The following is a 15,719-nucleotide window of genomic DNA, read 5'->3' on the forward strand; positions in this document are numbered from 1 at the left end:
GTTCTCCTTCCTCAGCGAGCCGACGACGAGTACGGCAGAAGAGCCATCTCGCGGGCGTTCTTGACGGCACGCGCGATCGCGCGCTGCTCCTGGACGGACACACCGGTCACCCGGCGAGCGCGGATCTTCCCGCGGTCGCTGATGAACTTGCGCAGCAGCGCGGTGTCCTTGTAGTCGACAGCGTCGATCTTCGCTGCCTTGAGGGGGTTCTGCTTCTTCTTCGGCTTACGGACCACGGCCTTGGCCATCGTGGTGCTCCTTGTCTGCTGGAGCCCCGGGCGTTGCCATGCCCGGGGATGGATGTCTGGAGTTGTCGATCAGACGATCAGAACGGGGGCTCGTCGGAGTAGCCGCCGGCACCACCCGCGGGCGTCGCCCACGGGTCGTCCTGCTGGCCGCCACCGCCGCCGCCGCCACCGCCGCTGAAACCGCCACCGCCGCCACCGAAGCCGCCGCCACCACCCGAACGCTGGGTCCGGGTGACCTTCGCGGTGGCGTACCGCAGCGACGGGCCGACCTCGTCGACCTGCAGCTCGTACACGGTGCGCTTCTCGCCCTCGCGGGTCTCGTAGGAGCGCTGCACGAGCCGACCGGTCACGATGACGCGGGTGCCCTTGGTGAGGGACTCGGCGACGGACTCGGCCGCCTCCCGCCAGATCGAGCAGCGCAGGAACAGCGTGTCGCCGTCCTTCCACTCGTTGCTCTGACGGTCGAACGTGCGCGGGGTCGACGCCACGGTGAAGTTCGCCACCGCCGCACCCGACGGGGTGAAGCGGAGCTCGGGGTCCCCCGTGAGGTTCCCGATCACCGTGATGGTGGTCTCACCAGCCATGCCAGCTCCTCGTTCGTCCAGAGTTCGATCGGTGCGTGCGGATTGCTCGTCTGATCAAGTTCGTGCGCACGCTACGCGGACGCACTGACACGTCACGCGTCGGCGCGCAGCACCTTCGTCCGCAGGACGACCTCGTTGAGGCCGAGCTGACGGTCGAGCTCCTTGGCGGTCGCGGGCGTCGCGGTGAAGTCGACGACGGCGTAGATGCCCTCGGACTTCTTCTTGATGTCGTACGACAGACGACGGCGACCCCAGATGTCGACCTTGTCGACCGTGCCACCGTCGGTCTTGACGACCGACAGGTACTTGTCGAGCGAGGGAGCGACGGTGCGCTCCTCGATCTCGGGGTCGAGGATGATCATGATCTCGTACTGACGCAGGCTCATACCCACCTCCTCTGGTCTCAGCGGTCACGGTCGTTCCGTGACAGGAGGGTTCTCGTGCGTCGCTGCTCGCCGGCCGGCGCGACGGCCGGACGACTCCCGGAGCACCGCGTCGATCTGCGACGGGCGTTCATGGGCACAGCAAGGGCCAAGCCTACCGGCCCGGCGTCGAGCCCCGAAATCGGGCTGTGGACGACGGGCCGGCGGCCAGGATCAGGGGTTGTTGCCGTTCCCGTTCCCCGCCGCGGTGGGCGTCGGGCTCGGGTTGGGCGGTGGTTGCGTCGGCTGCGCCTTCGGACCGGTCGACACGACGATCGTGACCGCCGAGCCCCGGAGCACCTGGGTCCCCGCCTTCGGGTCGATCCGGATGACGCGTCCCGAGGTCACCGTGTCCGACGGCTCGGACGCGACGTTCGCCGAGAGCCCCAGCCCGACGAGCGTCGCCGTGGCGTCGGCCTCGAGCTTGCCGTCGAGGTTCGGCACCGCGACGTTCTGCGGCGCCTGCTCGGTCGCCTGCTCGGTCGGCTGCTCGGTCGGGGTCTCCGTGGGCGTCGCCGACGCCGTCGCGCCCTTGTTGACGTTCGCCCGCGGGGGGAACTCGACGACCTGCGCGTACTGCGGCAGCGTGAACGCCTGCTTCATGTAGCTCTGCCACAGGAACGCCGGCCACGTCCCGCCGGTGACCTCCTTGACCGTGGAGCCGCCCCGCGTCTTGCCGAACTTCTCGATCGAGTTCTGCGCCTGGCCGTCCTCGCCGACCTGCATCATCGAGACCGCCGTCGCGATGTCGGGCGTGAAGCCGACGAACCACGCCGACTTGTTCGAGGACGAGGTCCCGGTCTTGCCGGCGATCGGGCGGTCCAGCGGCTTGATCCAGTCCTTGCCGGACCCGGACTGCACGACCTGCTGCATCGCGTACGTCGCGTCGGCGATGACGTCGGGCGAGAAGACCTGCTTGCCGGTCGTGTCCGCCTGCAACGCCGTGGTGCCGCCGGGGTTCTTCACGATCGCGACGATGTGCGGCGTGATGTGCGTGCCCTTGTTCGCGATCGTGGCGTACGCGCTCGCCATGTCGAGCGGGTGGACCGCGTCGGTCCCGAGCACGTTGGCCGCGTTGTCCCTGACCGGCGTGGTGATGCCCGCCGCGGTCGCGGTCTTCGAGGTGGTCGCGGCACCGATCTGCAGGTTGAGCTGGGCGTACACGGTGTTCACCGAGTCGGCCGTCGCCTTGACGAGGTCGATCGTGCCTTCCTGCTCGCCGTCGAAGTTGCTGACCTTGCCGTCGTCGCTGTCCCAGCCCTTGAGGACCTGCGGGGAGTGCCCGTCGAACGTCGCCGACAGGGGCACGCCGTTCGAGAGCGCGCCGATGAGGGTGAACGGCTTGAACGTCGAGCCGGCCTGGATCTTGTCGGTGGCTGCGCGGTTGTACTGGTCGATCGCGTACTGGTCTCCCAGCGGCACCGCGGGGTCCGGCGCACCCGGCTGGTTGTCGCCGCCGTACAGCGCGACGATCGCGCCGGTGTGCGGGTCGATCGACGTGATCGAGTAGCGGGTCCGCAGGCTCGGCGTCGCCTCGCGCTGACCCTCGAGCGTGCCCGCCCGGAAACCGGCGGCGGTGTCGACCGCCATCTGCTGCAGCTCCGGCTGGATCGTCGTGGTGATGGTGTACCCGCCGCGGTTGAGCTGGTCGCGCGAGAGGCTCAGCGGCGGCTTGGCCAGCTCGTCGAGCACCATCTGCAGCAGGAAGCCGTTGGGGCCCGTCATGTTGTTGGGCTTCTCGTACGGGTACGTCTCCGGGAAGACCGCGGCCGCGCGGTCCGCCGCCGAGAGCCAGCCCTGCGTCACCATCGAGTCGAGCACGATGTCCCAGCGGGCCTTCGTCTTGTCCGGGTTCACCGCGGGGTCCCAGTTGTTGGGCGACGGGATGATGCCGGCGAGCATCGCGGCCTGGGAGACCGTCAGGTCCTTGGCGTCGACCTTGAAGTAGGCCTGCGCGGCCGCCTGGATGCCGTACGCGTCACGACCCCAGTAGATGGTGTTGAGGTAGCCCTCGAGGATCTCGTCCTTGGACTTGTCCCGCGTCACCTTGACGGCGAGGATCGCCTCCTTCGCCTTGCCGACGTAGTCCGTCGTCGTCTTGTCGACGAAGTACCGCTCGACGTACTGCTGGGTCAGCGTGGAGCCGCCCTGGTCGCGGGCGCCCGCCTCCTTGTGGAGGTTGTACCAGAGCGCGCGGGCCATGCCCTTGAGGTCGACGCCCTGGTTCTCGAAGAACGTCTTGTCCTCGGCCGCGGCGACCGACTGGCCCACGTACTTCGGCAGCGTGACGTAGTCGACGAGCTGGCGGTTCTGGATCTGGAACGTGCCCATGACCGCGCCGGGGCTGCCGTCGGCCTTGTTCGCGTAGTAGACGGTCGACGTCTGGGCCTTCACGTCCGCGTCGGCGGAGTCCGGCACCGTGACGGACGCGTACGCGGCGGCGGCGGCACCGGCACCGAGGAAGAACATCCCGATGAACGCGCCGAGCGTGACCCGCCACGACGGCAGCCAACGGTGCAGGCCGTGGTAGCCGGAACGCGGGTAGTCGAAGAACCGTCGCTTGCGCCCCGCGGCTGCAGCAGGGGTCGTCGACGACGGACGGGTGCGCGTGCTGCGCCGGGACCGCGCGGGGGCTGCCCGCCTCGGGTTCGTGCCTGCCAACGCGATGCCTTCCTGACGACGACCTGTCCGCGGCGGGATGCCCGTTCCGGGGCATGCGTCCGCCGCCTGCCCAGTATGGGGGTGACGCCTGTCCGTGCAGCGGCGTCCGAACGGGGGACGTGGCCAGCCTTCACACGATCGGCACGGGGTGTGCGGCGACCGTCCGCGTTCGACCGTGGAGAAGTGGCCGCGGTCACGTTCTCACGCCGATGACCAGCAGGTTACCGGGGCGCGACGACCAGACGACTTGTGGTGACACATCGCCGCGACGTAGTCTCCAGATGTATCGAGTTGATACATCGACAGCTCGCGAGTCTGAGGAGGTGCCCCGTGCGCGGTCGTTCCGACGTCCTCGAGCCGGCCATCCTCGGACTCCTCCACGAGTCCCCGATGCACGGCTACGAGCTCCGCAAGCGCCTGAACCTCGTGCTCGGCTCGTTCCGCGCACTGTCCTACGGCTCGCTGTACCCGTGCCTGAAGTCGCTCGTCGACCGCAACTGGATCGTGGGCTCCGAGCTGACCCCGCTCGCCGGCCACGCGGTGGCCAGCAAGCGTGCACGCATCGTGTACCAGCTGACGGCCGACGGCAAGGAGCACCTCCAGCAGGTGCTGTCCTCGTCCGGGCCGGCCGCCTGGGAGGATGAGAACTTCGACGTCCGCTTCGCGTTCTTCGCGCAGACCGACGCCGAGACCCGTCTCCGGATCCTCGAGGGTCGGCGCTCGCGCCTGACCGAGCGGCTCGAGACGGTCCGCCAGTCCTTCGCCCGCACCCGCGAGCGCATGGACGAGTACACCCTCGAGCTCCAGCGCCACGGCCTCGAACAGGTCGAGCGCGAGGTCCGTTGGCTCGACGGGCTGATCGACAACGAGCGCGGCGTCCGCCGCGCACGTCCCGCTGGCACCGGCCAACCGGCCGTTGCCGACTCCCCCGCTGCCGCGACCGACCCCGTCGACGCGGCGCGCACCACCGAGAAGGAGCGAGGATGACCTCCATCCGCGTCGCCATCGTCGGCGTCGGCAACTGCGCCGCGTCGCTGGTCCAGGGCGTGCACTACTACGCCGATGCCGACCCGAGCGGGACCGTGCCCGGTCTCATGCACGTGCAGTTCGGTGACTACCACGTGCGTGACATCGAGTTCGTCGCCGCGTTCGACGTGGACGCCAAGAAGGTCGGCTTCGACCTCTCGGAGGCCATCGGCGCCTCGGAGAACAACACCATCAAGATCGCCGACGTCCCGCCGCTCGGCGTGACGGTCCAGCGTGGCCACACGCTCGACGGCCTCGGCAAGTACTACTCGCAGACCATCGAGGAGTCGGACGCCGAGCCGGTCGACATCGTCGCCGCCCTGCGCGAGGCCCGTGTCGACGTCCTCATCTGCTACCTGCCCGTCGGGTCGGAGGCCGCTGCGAAGTTCTACGCGCAGGCCGCGATCGACGCGAACGTCGCGTTCGTCAACGCGCTCCCCGTCTTCATCGCGTCCGACCCCGAGTGGGCCGCGAAGTTCGAGGCCGCCGGCGTCCCGATCGTCGGCGACGACATCAAGTCGCAGGTCGGCGCCACGATCACGCACCGTGTGCTCGCGAAGCTGTTCGAGGACCGCGGCGTCGTGCTGGACCGCACGTACCAGCTGAACGTCGGCGGCAACATGGACTTCAAGAACATGCTCGAGCGCGAGCGCCTGGAGTCCAAGAAGGTCTCCAAGACGCAGGCCGTCACCTCCAACCTCACCGGCCCGCTCGGTGGCAAGAAGGAGGACCGCAACGTCCACATCGGCCCGTCGGACTACGTGGCGTGGCTCGACGACCGCAAGTGGGCGTACGTCCGCCTCGAGGGCCGCGCGTTCGGCGAGGTGCCCCTGAACCTCGAGTACAAGCTCGAGGTCTGGGACTCCCCCAACTCGGCCGGCATCATCATCGACGCCCTGCGCGCCGCGAAGATCGCCAAGGACCGCGGCGTCGGTGGCCCGATCCTGTCGGCGTCGACGTACTTCATGAAGTCGCCGCCGGTCCAGATGGAGGACACCCTGGGCCGTGCCCAGCTGGAGGCCTTCATCAACGGCGAGAACGAGCGCTGATCTGCTGATCCGCTGATCTGACGCACGAAGGCGCGCACCCTCCCGAGGGTGCGCGCCTTCGTCGTCTGCTCGGCGGAGAGCCGGCGCCGGTCCCGGACGCGAGCAGACGGCCGGCGAGACGGACCGACCAGGCGTCAGTAGTGAGCGCCGCCGTGCTCGCCCGCGACCGCCCACGTCTCGAGCCCGATGGCCCACTCGGGGACGTCGACCGTCGGAGCGGGCTCCGGGGCGAGCACCACCGACGAGCCCGACGCCAGGTCGTACGCCGTCAGGTCCGTGCGGCCCGCCTCCTGGCAGGACGGTTGCGCCGCCACGAAGACGACTCCCCCGACGGCGGCGGTGGAGAACATCGTGTCGCCGCCGTCCTGGAGCGGGACGACACGGGCGCCGTCCCACAGCGAGGTGCCGGCGAGGCAGGCGTCTCCACCCCTGCTGACCATCTCGAACGCCACGCGGCCGTCGCCGAGCGACGACCCGCGCCACATGGCCGGGTAGGGCTCGTCGTCGGGGAAACGCTGCAGCTCGGTTGTGCGGGTCGATGCCCCGCTGACATCGACCCGGTACAGCGTCGCGTTCCGTCTCGGGGGGTAGTCCATGCCCTCCGGGTCCGCGTCGGCGCACAGGGCGAGGAGGGATCGGGCCTCGGCCCATCCGACGACGTCGCACGACCGCCCTGGGACGCCGAAGTCGAGCTCCGTGCGACCCCCGTGCACCACGTCGAGGATCGCGAAGCCCCCGTCCAAGCCGTCGTCGGTGGCCAGCCACTTCCCCTCGGCGTCCAGCACGGCCAGCATGCCCATACCGCCGACGAGCTCGAGGGTGCCGTCGTCGGTGCGCCGGTAGACGTCGGCGGTGTAGGCGTCGGTGCTCGTCGCCGTCGACCACAGCTCCGCGCCGTCCGCGGCGAGCCCCACGTAGTGGGGGCCACCTGCGTACTCACCGAGGTCGACCGGGGTCGGGGTCAGGGTCCCCGTCGTGAGGTCGAGCTCGGCGCGTGCTTCGCTGCCCTCGGCCAGGCCGCCCGTCCCGAAGATCGTGACGACGGCGGTCGTCGAGCCTGCGTCCCAGTGCAGCACGGTGACGGAGCGGTCCAGCGGCAGGTCGACGACCCGGTAGCGGTCACCGGTCGGGGACACGAGGACGACGGTGTGCCTGACGGGTCCGGGCTGCAAACCGCGCCCGTCCCACGGCACCTCGGGCCGGTGGATCGTCAGCACCCACCCCGGCGTCGTCCGTTCCAGCAGGCCGGGTGGGAGCGCCTGTGTCGGGGGCAGGCCGGGGATCTCGTCGAGCACCACGGGCGCAGCCGTCGCGCTCGGGGTCGGGCTCGGGGTGGCGGACGGCGTCGGGCTCGACGTCGGCGTCAGGGCCGGGGCGGGCTCCTCGTGGCCGCGCAGCCCGAACCAGGACGCCCCACCGAGGACCACGGCCAGGGCCGCGACGCCACCGGACTGCAACGTGCGCCGCACGGCCCGCTTGCGCCGCACGCGCCGAGCGGTCACGGCGAGCGTCCCGTCGGCCGGCTGGATCCCGGCGATCGAACGCTCACGGGCCTCGACGTTCGCGTGCATCAGGTCGATCAGGTCACGCGTCACGACGCACCTCCTCCGTCCGGACCAGCACGACCCCGTCACGCTCGGCCGCGTCCGTCGTGCCGAGCAGCACGTGCAGCGCGGCGACACCATCGGACGCGTAGCGCTTGACCGCGCCCTCGCTCAGGCCCAGGACCGAGGCGGTCTCCCGGACCGACAGGTCGTCGAGGTGCCGCAGCACCACGCACGCACGCTGCCGCGGGCTCAACACCGCGAGAGCCGTCTCCAGCTCCGTGGACAACCCGCCCTCCCCCGGCCCGGGCTGCACCCGCTCGCCCGGGTGAGCCGCCGCACCCCACGCCGCACGCTCGGTCCCCCGCCGACGCGTGCGGTCGACGAACCGGGACACGATCGCCCGCCGCACGTACTGCTCGGCCTGCCCGACCGAGTCGAACCGCGCCCTCGCCGAGAACGTCGAGACCAACGCCTCCTGCACCAGGTCCTCGGCGTCGGCCCGCGAGGAGACCATCAGCATCGCCCGCGCGACGAGCACCGGGTAGCGCTCACGCGCCACCTGCTCGAGCATCGGCTCCCATCGTCGGACCACCCGACCTCCTTCCCGCAGCCGTAGAACGCATCGGCACCCAGAAAGGTTGGGGTGAGCCGGTGATCCACTCAGCGCGTGGTCGCGACGGTCCACGACGTCATGCCGCGTTGCCACCAGACGGCTCCGACGCCGGGCGCCTCACCGTCGGGCGGGCGCGGCACGAGGACGGTCGTCGCCCCCGTCGCGTCGTCGTACGCCGCGAGCCAGTCGGGGGTGTCGTCCGCGTCGACGACAAGAACGAGCGTGCCCCCGCTGACGGCCACGAATGCGCTCTCGACCATCAACGAGGCGCGCCACACGGTCGAGACGGCGCTCCCGTCGACCATCACGACGACGGACTCCTGTGTCGCCGCGTCGGTGCCCTGGACGACCAGGCGGCCGTCACCCAGCGGGACCACCTGGTTGACCGAGCCGGGTGCGATGCCGTCGAACGCGAGCGGCTGAGGCCACGGGGAGACCCGCGGCTCGGCAGGGAACGCGACGGAGTACAGGGAGCCCACACCGGCCAGGTCCGCGCACCGGATGACCGCCTCGCTGCCGGAGAGCCAGCCGGCCGGCCGGCAGGTCGAGCTGCCGACTGGTGGCACCCAGAACCGCTCGAACCCGGCCTCGAGGTCGACCGCCCCGAACGAGGTCGTGACGAGGCGGCGGTCCGGGCTGAACGTGCCGGAGACCGGGTCGGCCCGGACCGGGAGGACCGGGACGGCAGAGGTGCCGTCTGCAGCAAGCGCGAGCACGTCGCCTGAGGGTGCCTGCCAGATCGTGCGTCCGGCGGCGTCGACCCCTACCCAGGAGTCGTCGTCGGACGGTCCGCCCGTGGCGCTCAGCTGCCCGGTCTGCAGGTCGAGCCAACGGTGGGGCCCGCTCTCGAGGCTCACGAGGGCGCGACGCTCCCCTGCGGTCCAGTGGACCAGGTGGACGTCCCGGGGGACGTCGAACATCCGGTACCGATCGCCGGAGGGCGAGACGAGATAGAGCACGGGCCGCCCGACGGCGATCCTCTCGTCGTTGCCGTCCGCGGTCGACCGCACGTACTCGGGCGCGTACACGGCCAGCACCCAACCCTCCTCCGCGCCCGCCAGGATCGCGGCGGTTACGGGGACGGACGACGGCTGCACCCATGACCCGAGGCTCGGGGTCTCGGTCGCGGTCGCGGTCGGGCTGACCGCCGGCGTCGCGGACGCGGTGGGTGTCGGTGTCGCAGACGGCGTCGGTGCGACCGTCGGGGTCGGCTCGACGGCGGGCGGGGGCGCGTCGAACCGCAGGCCGGCCCAGACGGCAGTGCCGACGACGCCGGCGGCAGCCACGCCGACGACGGACTCCACGGTGTGCCGCTGCACCCGCCGACGCCGCACGCTCCTGCGCAGGCTCGCCAGGAGGAGCTCGTCGGGTGCGACGGTCGAGGACAGCTCGTCGACGGCGTGTCCCAGCACGATGCTCAGGTCGGTGCTCATGCCACTCCTCCCACTCCGTCACGCAGCCGCACGGCGGCCACCTCACGGTCGGTCGTCGTCGTGCCGAGCGCGGCGTCCAGCCGCGCGGTCCCGTCGGAGGTGTACCGCTTGACGGCCCCCTCGCTCAGCCCGAGCGCGGCCGCGGTCTCCCGGACGGACAGGTCGTCGACGTGCCGCAGCACGACGCACGCACGCTCGCGCGGCGCGAGCCCCTGGAGGGCGGCGTGCACGTCGGCGCCGAGACCGCGGGCCTCGACGAGCAGCGGGGTCGCGGGCCGCGCACCGAGCCGAGTCACCGCCGACCGCTCCCGTGTGCGCCTGCGGGACTCGTCGATCGACCGCGTGACGATCGCGCGCCGCACGTAGGCCTCCGCCTGCGCGACGGTCGCGAACCGCGCGCGTCCGGAGAACGAGGCGATGAGCGCGTCCTGGACCAGGTCCTGCGCGTCGTCGCGCGAGCCGCACACGAGCATCGCGTACCCGACGAGCCGTCCGTGCCGCTCCCGCACCACCTGCTCCAGCAGGTCCTGCCACCGTGCCGCCACCGATGTCCTCTCGTCCGGCGCCGTCCATCCCCCGTGCTCGCCAAGGAGAACGCGCGGGACGCCGATCTGGTTGGGGTGGCTTCGGCACACCCAGGGGCGGGGACCAGCAAGAACGGGGCGCGCCACCCGTCCGCGCAGCGGCGCGGGAGCGCTTCGGTGCGAGGATGACGGCGTGCAGGTGATCGACGACCTCAAGGCCCTGTGGCCCCTGCGGGACTTCCGCAGGCTGTTCGCCGTGCGCCTGACGAGCCAGACCGCCGACGGCATGTTCCAGGTGGGTCTGGCGACGCTGTTCTTCTTCTCCCCCGAGAACGCGAGCACCGCGGTCGGGGTCGCGACGGCGTTCGCGGTGCTGCTGCTGCCGTTCACGATCGTCGGACCGTGGGCGGGCGTGCTGCTCGACCGGTGGCGGCGCCGGCAGGTGCTGCTCGTCGGGAACCTGGTGCGGGTGGGGCTGACGGCGACGATCGCGCTGCTCATGGTCACCGGCGGGGTCGGCCCGGCGGTGTACGTGCTGGCGCTGGCGAACCTGTCGATCAACCGGTTCCTGCTGGCCGCCCTGTCGGCGTCCCTGCCGCGCGTGGTCGACGGGCCGCTGCTGCTCACGGCCAACTCGTTGACCCCGACGCTCGGTGCGGCGGCGGCGTTCGTGGGCGGCGGGCTCGGGTTCCTGCTCGGTCTGGTGCTGCCCGAGGGGCACCTGCGGGACGGGGCGGCGCTGATCGTCGCGGCCGCGGTGATGGGCGTCGCAGCGTTGCTCGCGACCCGCCTCGGCAAGGACCGGCTCGGGCCCGACGAGCGTGCGGACGCCGCCCAGCTGCGCGCGGCGCTCGGCACGTTGGCGCGCGGTCTCGTCGAGGGCGCCCGCTACCTCGTCGAGCGGCGCACGCCCGCGCAGGCGCTCGGCATCATGGCGACGCACCGGTTCCTGTACGGCGTGACGTTCATCGCGAGCATCCTCATCAGCCGCAACCTGCTGTCGGACCCGACGGACGTCGACGCGGGCCTGACCACGTTCGCCGGAGTGCTCGGTGCGTCGGCCGTCGGGTTCATGCTCTCGGTGGTCGTCACGCCGGTGCTGTCGCCGCGGGTCGGGCCGCAGCGGTGGATCGTGCTGTGCCTCCTGCTCGCCACGGTGAGCCAGCTGCTGCTCGTCGTGAGCGTGAGCCGCACGGCGGTGCTCGTCGCGGCCGGTGCGCTCGGGCTCGCGGCGCAGGGCGCGAAGATCGCGGTCGACACGATCGTGCAGCGTGACACCGCGGACGCGTACCGGGGGCGGGCGTTCGCGCTGTACGACGTCCTGTACAACGCGGCGTTCGTCCTCGCGGCCGCGCTGGGTGCCCTCACGCTGCCGGACACGGGCTACTCGCGGGTGCTGTTCCTCGTGCTGGCCCTCGGGTACGCCGCGGGCGCCGTCGTGTTCGGCCTCGCCTCCCGGAGCGCCGTCGACCGTCGGACCGTCGACACGCCAGCTCCGGCATGACAGGCTCCGTGCCCGTGGAGCTGGCCGCGCTGGACGTCGCCGTGTGCGTGACGGACCCGCGCCTGCCCGACGACCCGGTGGTCTGGGTCAACGAGGCGTTCACCCGGCTCACGGGGTACCGGTTCGACGAGGCCGTCGGCCGCAACTGCCGGTTCCTGCAGGGGCCCGACACCGACCCTGTCGCCGTCGCCGAGCTCCGGTCGGCGCTCGACACCGACCGCCCCGCGGCGACCGTGCTGCGCAACCACCGGCGGGACGGCTCGCCGTTCTGGAACCAGGTCGTCGTCTCCGCGCTCCGCGACGAGCACCACCGCGTGACGCAGCGGATCGGCCTGCTGGTCGACGTCACGGACCGTGTCGAGTCCGAGCAGCTGGGGGACGTGACCGGCGAGCTCGCCGGTCAGACCTCCGCCCGGCTCGAGCTGCTCGCGCGCGTGAGCGACGAGCTCGCCCGTCACCTCGACTACGAGGCGGCCGTCGACGCCCTCGCCGACCTCGTCGTGCCGGCCCTGGCGACGTGGGGGTACGTCGCGGTCACCGACGACCGGGGCCGGTTCGAGCACGTCCACGTCGTCGCGGGCGACACCGGGGGCGCCGAGCTGGCGCAGTCGCTCGCACGGCAGGACCTCGGCTGGCTGCGCCGTTCGCCGAAGATCACGGAGGCGCTCGCGACCCACCCGGGCTTCGTCGCGCTGCCCTACCAGATCGACACCACGGGCCTGCCCGAGCGGACGTCGCCCGAGCAGCTCGCGCTCCTGACCAGGCTCGGTCTCGGCAGCGCGCTCGTCGTGCCGCTGCGGGCCAGGGACCGCGTGATCGGGGTCCTGTGCCTCGTGCACGAGAAGCCGGACGGCTTCAGCTCGGACGTGGTGGTGACGACCGCGCACCTCAGCCGCCGCGCCGGGCTGGCCCTCGACAACGTCCGCCTGTTCCTCGCGCAGCGCACCGCGGCCCTCACGCTGCAGCACAGCCTCCTGCCCGAGATCCCCACCATCCCCGGCCTGGACGTCGCGGCGCAGTACGTCCCGTCGTCCCGGTTCGCCGCCGTGGGTGGCGACTGGTTCGACGTGCTGCCCCTGCCCGACGGCACCATCGGCCTCGCGGTGGGCGACGTGGTGGGGCACGACCTCGCCGCGGCCGCCGCGATGGGTCAGCTGCGGTCGCTGCTCCGGTCGTTCGCCTGGGACGGCGCCGCACCTGCCCGGGTCCTGGCGCGGATCGACGAGCTGGTGCGCGGGCTCGACGTCGCCGACATCGCGACCTGCGTGTACGCCAGGCTCCGCCCGACGCCCGACGGCTCCGAGCTCGAGTACGCCCGGGCCGGCCACCCGCCGCCGTTGCTGCGCCTGCCCGGCGGCACGGTGACCCGGCTCGACGGCGTCCTCGGCACCCCGATCGGTGTCGGCGACTTCGGCCGCCCCACCGTCGAGGAGGTCGTCGTCCTGCCGGCGGGTGCGACGCTCGTCATGTACACCGACGGGCTCGTCGAACGGCGGGACCGCGGGCTGCGGGACGGGATCGAGGCGCTCGAGTCGGCCCTCGGCGCACTGCCTGACGGCCTCGGCGCGACCGAGGTGCGCGACCGGCTCGTCGCCGAGCTGGTCGGCGAGCACCAGGAGGACGACGTGTGCCTGCTGGTGGTGCGGCGGCCCTGAGCCCCGGCGTCAGGCCGAGCGGTCCGCCCACCACCGCAGCAGCACCTCGCGGGCCTCGTCGGGGGCCGTCGGGCCGTGCTCCATGCGGTGCTCCAGCAGGAACCGGTACGCCTCACCGACCTCCCGGCCGGGCGTCAGGCCGAGGATCTGCATGATCTGCGTGCCGTCCAGGTCGGGCCGGATCGCGTCGAGCTGCTCCTGCTCCTGCAGCTGCGCGATCCGCTTCTCGAGGTCGTCGTACGCCGCGGACAGCCGAGCCGCCTTGCGCAGGTTGCGCGTGGTGCAGTCGGACCGGGTCAGCCGGTGCAGCCGCTCCAGCAGCGGACCCGCGTCCGTGACGTAGCGGCGCACCGCCGAGTCCGTCCAGCCGCCCTCGCCGTACCCGTGGAACCGCAGGTGCAGCTCGGTCAGCCGCGACACCGCCTGCACGGTCGCCTTGTCGAACCGCAGCTCCTTGAGCCGCTTCGCGACGAGCTTCGCGCCGACGACCTCGTGGTGGTGGAAGCTCACGCCGCCGCCGTCCTCGAACCGCCGGGTACGGGGCTTGCCGATGTCGTGCAGCAGCGCGGCGAGGCGCAGCACCAGGTCGGGGCCGGGCACCGGACCGTCGGGCCCGGTCTCCAGGGCGATCGCGCGCTCGAGCACCTGCAACGAGTGCTCGTAGACGTCCTTGTGGCGGTGGTGCTCGTCGATCTCGAGGCGCAGCGCCGGCAGCTCCGGCAGCACGTGGTCGGCCAGGCCGGTGTCGACGAGGACCTCCAGGCCGAGCCGCGGCTGGGCGGCGACGAGCAGCTTGGACAGCTCGTCGCGGACCCGCTCGCCGGACACGATGCCGATGCGGCCGGCCATGTCCTGGATCGCCGCGTAGGCGTCCGGGTCGACGGCGAAGCCCAGCTGGGCGGCGAACCGGGCGGCCCGCATCATCCGCAGGGGGTCGTCGTCGAACGACTGCCGCGGGTCGACGGGCGTGCGCAGGACCCCGCGGGCGAGGGCGGTGAGGCCGTCGAACGGGTCGACGAACGTGAGGTCCGGGAGGCGGACGGCCATCGAGTTGACCGTGAAGTCGCGGCGCGACAGGTCGCCCTCGAGCGAGTCGCCGAACACGACCTCGGGCTTGCGGGACGTCGGGTCGTACGCGTCGGTGCGGTAGGTCGTGACCTCGACGACGACGTCCGACGTCGCCCCTCGGCGGCCCGCGAACCGGCGGGCGCCGATCGTGCCGAACTCCTTGCCGATGTCCCAGTGTGCGTCACCCCACCGGGCGAGGATCGCCTCGGACTCGTCGGGCGTCGCGGACGTCGTGAAGTCGAGGTCCGCGCTCAGCCGGCCGAGGAACGCGTCGCGGACCGGTCCGCCGACGAGCGCCAGCTCGTGACCGGCGTCGCGGAACAGCCCACCGAGCTCGATCGCGTCCGCCGGCAGCCCCGCGAGCACGCCGATGGCCCGCTTCTGCAGGGCGACGACGGCGGCCGACACGTCGTCGGACGGGTCGCCCGGTCGCCGGTCGGCGGGCTCCGGCGGGGTGGGGGCGGTGGGGTCGACGGACGGCACTCGTCCAAGCCTGCCAGATGGCCGGCGATCGCCCGGCGCGGGCAGGCGCGTTGCGCTGGACGGGCGACACTCCCTCACCCGTCAGGTGGACACGCGTCCAGGTCGGATTGACTTCGCCTACGGCCGGGCGCACCATGCCGGATCGGCTTCCTCGAAGGTGTGGAAGCGATGCCAAGCGAAGGACCACCGCCGTGACCGAGTCGAACGGACCCCTCCGTCAGCTCGGTGCGGCCGTCTACCGGCTCCTGTTCGAGATGACCGACGAGGACCTCGAGCCCACCGACCAGCCCGCCGAGGAAGGTCAGGAGAACGCGATCTTCCTGGGCCGGCCCGCGTGGGACGGCACCCCGCTCGAACAGCTCGAGCGCGCCGAGGAGTTCTTCGACTCGTGGGTCGAGTCCCTGCCGCGGCACCGCGCCTGGCTGGAGGGCGAGCTGCGCCGCATGAGCGGGCCGCCCGTGCCGACCGGGATCAGCGGGATGGACGACCTCGCGACCTGGGTGCACGAACGGGCGGGACACCCGAAGGTGATGACGCCGGGCCGCGTCCTCCCGTCGCACCTCATCCCGGGTGAGGGGTTCGGCGGTTCGCCGTACTGGCAGGCGATGATGTCCGGCCTCACCGCGGTGATCGCCGACGTCATGCGGCGATGGCACCCCGAGCTCGACCTGCGGCTCAAGCTCGAGGCCGGCCACGTGTACGACCTGCGGCCCGCGTGGACGCTCGCGCACATCACCCCGCCGTGGCGTCTCGCGCTGGCGTCCGCGAACCGCTTCCAGGACCTCGGCGAGTCGCACCTCGAACGGCTCCTGCAGGCCACCCGCCGGCCGTTCCCCGAGCCGGACGAGTCGATCGCGGCGGACCCCGAGCCCGTCGTCCAGGACCGCGCGACGGTCTGAGCC

General features: G+C 72.1%; 14 protein-coding genes. 5 read left to right on the forward strand and 9 right to left on the reverse strand.

Going from position 1 to position 15,719, the window contains the following annotated elements; translation table 11 throughout:
* Nucleotides 1-11: 11 nt before the first annotated feature.
* From rpsR to Cch01nite_RS07140, 4 genes are all read right to left on the reverse strand, one after another.
* Entirely contained in the window at nucleotides 12-248 is a 237-nt protein-coding gene (gene rpsR / locus Cch01nite_RS07125) for a 30S ribosomal protein S18 (RefSeq protein WP_203750476.1), read from the reverse strand.
* Nucleotides 249-325: 77 nt separating this feature from the next.
* Nucleotides 326-832, reverse strand: a complete 507-nt coding sequence (locus Cch01nite_RS07130; RefSeq protein WP_203750478.1) for a single-stranded DNA-binding protein — start codon at nucleotides 830-832, stop codon at nucleotides 326-328.
* Nucleotides 833-924: 92 nt separating this feature from the next.
* Nucleotides 925-1,218 (reverse strand): 30S ribosomal protein S6, encoded by a 294-nt coding sequence (gene rpsF / locus Cch01nite_RS07135; protein WP_203750480.1) that lies wholly within the window; start codon nucleotides 1,216-1,218, stop codon nucleotides 925-927.
* A gap of 210 nt (nucleotides 1,219-1,428) precedes the next feature.
* Nucleotides 1,429-3,915, reverse strand: coding sequence for a transglycosylase domain-containing protein (locus tag Cch01nite_RS07140; protein WP_203750482.1), 2,487 nt, complete (start codon nucleotides 3,913-3,915; stop codon nucleotides 1,429-1,431).
* Nucleotides 3,916-4,245: 330 nt separating this feature from the next.
* Here Cch01nite_RS07140 and Cch01nite_RS07145 point away from each other — a divergent pair, with 330 nt between their 5' ends.
* Complete coding sequence (locus Cch01nite_RS07145; RefSeq protein ID WP_203750484.1) at nucleotides 4,246-4,902, forward strand: PadR family transcriptional regulator; 657 nt, start codon at nucleotides 4,246-4,248, stop codon at nucleotides 4,900-4,902.
* Entirely contained in the window at nucleotides 4,899-5,990 is a 1,092-nt protein-coding gene (locus Cch01nite_RS07150; protein ID WP_203750487.1) for an inositol-3-phosphate synthase, read from the forward strand. The genes Cch01nite_RS07145 and Cch01nite_RS07150 overlap by 4 nt, the downstream gene beginning before the upstream one ends.
* Nucleotides 5,991-6,124: 134 nt before the next feature.
* Here the strand turns inward: Cch01nite_RS07150 and Cch01nite_RS07155 are convergent, their stop codons facing one another.
* From Cch01nite_RS07155 to Cch01nite_RS07170, 4 genes are all read right to left on the reverse strand, one after another.
* Nucleotides 6,125-7,585, reverse strand: a complete 1,461-nt coding sequence (locus tag Cch01nite_RS07155) for a hypothetical protein (protein WP_203750489.1) — start codon at nucleotides 7,583-7,585, stop codon at nucleotides 6,125-6,127.
* On the reverse strand, nucleotides 7,575-8,129 hold the full coding sequence (locus Cch01nite_RS07160) for a sigma-70 family RNA polymerase sigma factor (RefSeq protein WP_203750491.1): 555 nt from the start codon (nucleotides 8,127-8,129) through the stop codon (nucleotides 7,575-7,577). Before Cch01nite_RS07160 ends, Cch01nite_RS07155 begins: the two co-directional genes overlap by 11 nt.
* A gap of 68 nt (nucleotides 8,130-8,197) precedes the next feature.
* On the reverse strand, nucleotides 8,198-9,583 hold the full coding sequence (locus tag Cch01nite_RS07165) for a hypothetical protein (protein WP_203750494.1): 1,386 nt from the start codon (nucleotides 9,581-9,583) through the stop codon (nucleotides 8,198-8,200).
* The gene (locus Cch01nite_RS07170) at nucleotides 9,580-10,128 is read right to left on the reverse strand and encodes an RNA polymerase sigma factor (protein ID WP_203750496.1); all 549 of its coding nucleotides are present in this window, start codon (nucleotides 10,126-10,128) and stop codon (nucleotides 9,580-9,582) included. Before Cch01nite_RS07170 ends, Cch01nite_RS07165 begins: the two co-directional genes overlap by 4 nt.
* Nucleotides 10,129-10,300: 172 nt before the next feature.
* Between Cch01nite_RS07170 and Cch01nite_RS07175 the strand changes: the two genes are divergently transcribed.
* Together Cch01nite_RS07175 and Cch01nite_RS07180 are read left to right on the forward strand one after the other, a co-directional pair.
* A complete protein-coding gene (locus Cch01nite_RS07175) occupies nucleotides 10,301-11,611 on the forward strand; it encodes an MFS transporter (RefSeq protein WP_203750499.1) in 1,311 nt (436 codons plus the stop codon).
* Nucleotides 11,608-13,266, forward strand: coding sequence for a SpoIIE family protein phosphatase (locus Cch01nite_RS07180; protein ID WP_203750501.1), 1,659 nt, complete (start codon nucleotides 11,608-11,610; stop codon nucleotides 13,264-13,266). The genes Cch01nite_RS07175 and Cch01nite_RS07180 overlap by 4 nt, the downstream gene beginning before the upstream one ends.
* A gap of 9 nt (nucleotides 13,267-13,275) precedes the next feature.
* On the opposite strand, the gene Cch01nite_RS07185 is transcribed toward Cch01nite_RS07180, so the two are convergent.
* Nucleotides 13,276-14,817 (reverse strand): CCA tRNA nucleotidyltransferase, encoded by a 1,542-nt coding sequence (locus Cch01nite_RS07185; protein WP_373309844.1) that lies wholly within the window; start codon nucleotides 14,815-14,817, stop codon nucleotides 13,276-13,278.
* A 191-nt stretch (nucleotides 14,818-15,008) separates the two neighbouring features.
* Between Cch01nite_RS07185 and Cch01nite_RS07190 the strand changes: the two genes are divergently transcribed.
* Nucleotides 15,009-15,716 (forward strand): hypothetical protein, encoded by a 708-nt coding sequence (locus Cch01nite_RS07190; protein WP_203750503.1) that lies wholly within the window; start codon nucleotides 15,009-15,011, stop codon nucleotides 15,714-15,716.
* Nucleotides 15,717-15,719: the final 3 nt, after the last annotated feature.

This window comes from Cellulomonas chitinilytica (genome assembly GCF_016862675.1).
In the GTDB taxonomy this organism is placed as follows: domain Bacteria; phylum Actinomycetota; class Actinomycetes; order Actinomycetales; family Cellulomonadaceae; genus Cellulomonas; species Cellulomonas chitinilytica.

What these genes read in the sequence shown, in the direction of transcription:
- rpsR (WP_203750476.1), bottom strand. Translation starts at nt 248, where the DNA reads ATGGCCAAGGCCGTGGTCCGTAAGCCGAAGAAGAAGCAGAACCCCCTC.
- Cch01nite_RS07130 (WP_203750478.1), bottom strand. Translation starts at nt 832, where the DNA reads ATGGCTGGTGAGACCACCATCACGGTGATCGGGAACCTCACGGGGGAC.
- Cch01nite_RS07150 (WP_203750487.1), top strand. Translation starts at nt 4,899, where the DNA reads ATGACCTCCATCCGCGTCGCCATCGTCGGCGTCGGCAACTGCGCCGCG.
- rpsF (WP_203750480.1), bottom strand. Translation starts at nt 1,218, where the DNA reads ATGAGCCTGCGTCAGTACGAGATCATGATCATCCTCGACCCCGAGATC.
- Cch01nite_RS07165 (WP_203750494.1), bottom strand. Translation starts at nt 9,583, where the DNA reads ATGAGCACCGACCTGAGCATCGTGCTGGGACACGCCGTCGACGAGCTG.
- Cch01nite_RS07180 (WP_203750501.1), top strand. Translation starts at nt 11,608, where the DNA reads ATGACAGGCTCCGTGCCCGTGGAGCTGGCCGCGCTGGACGTCGCCGTG.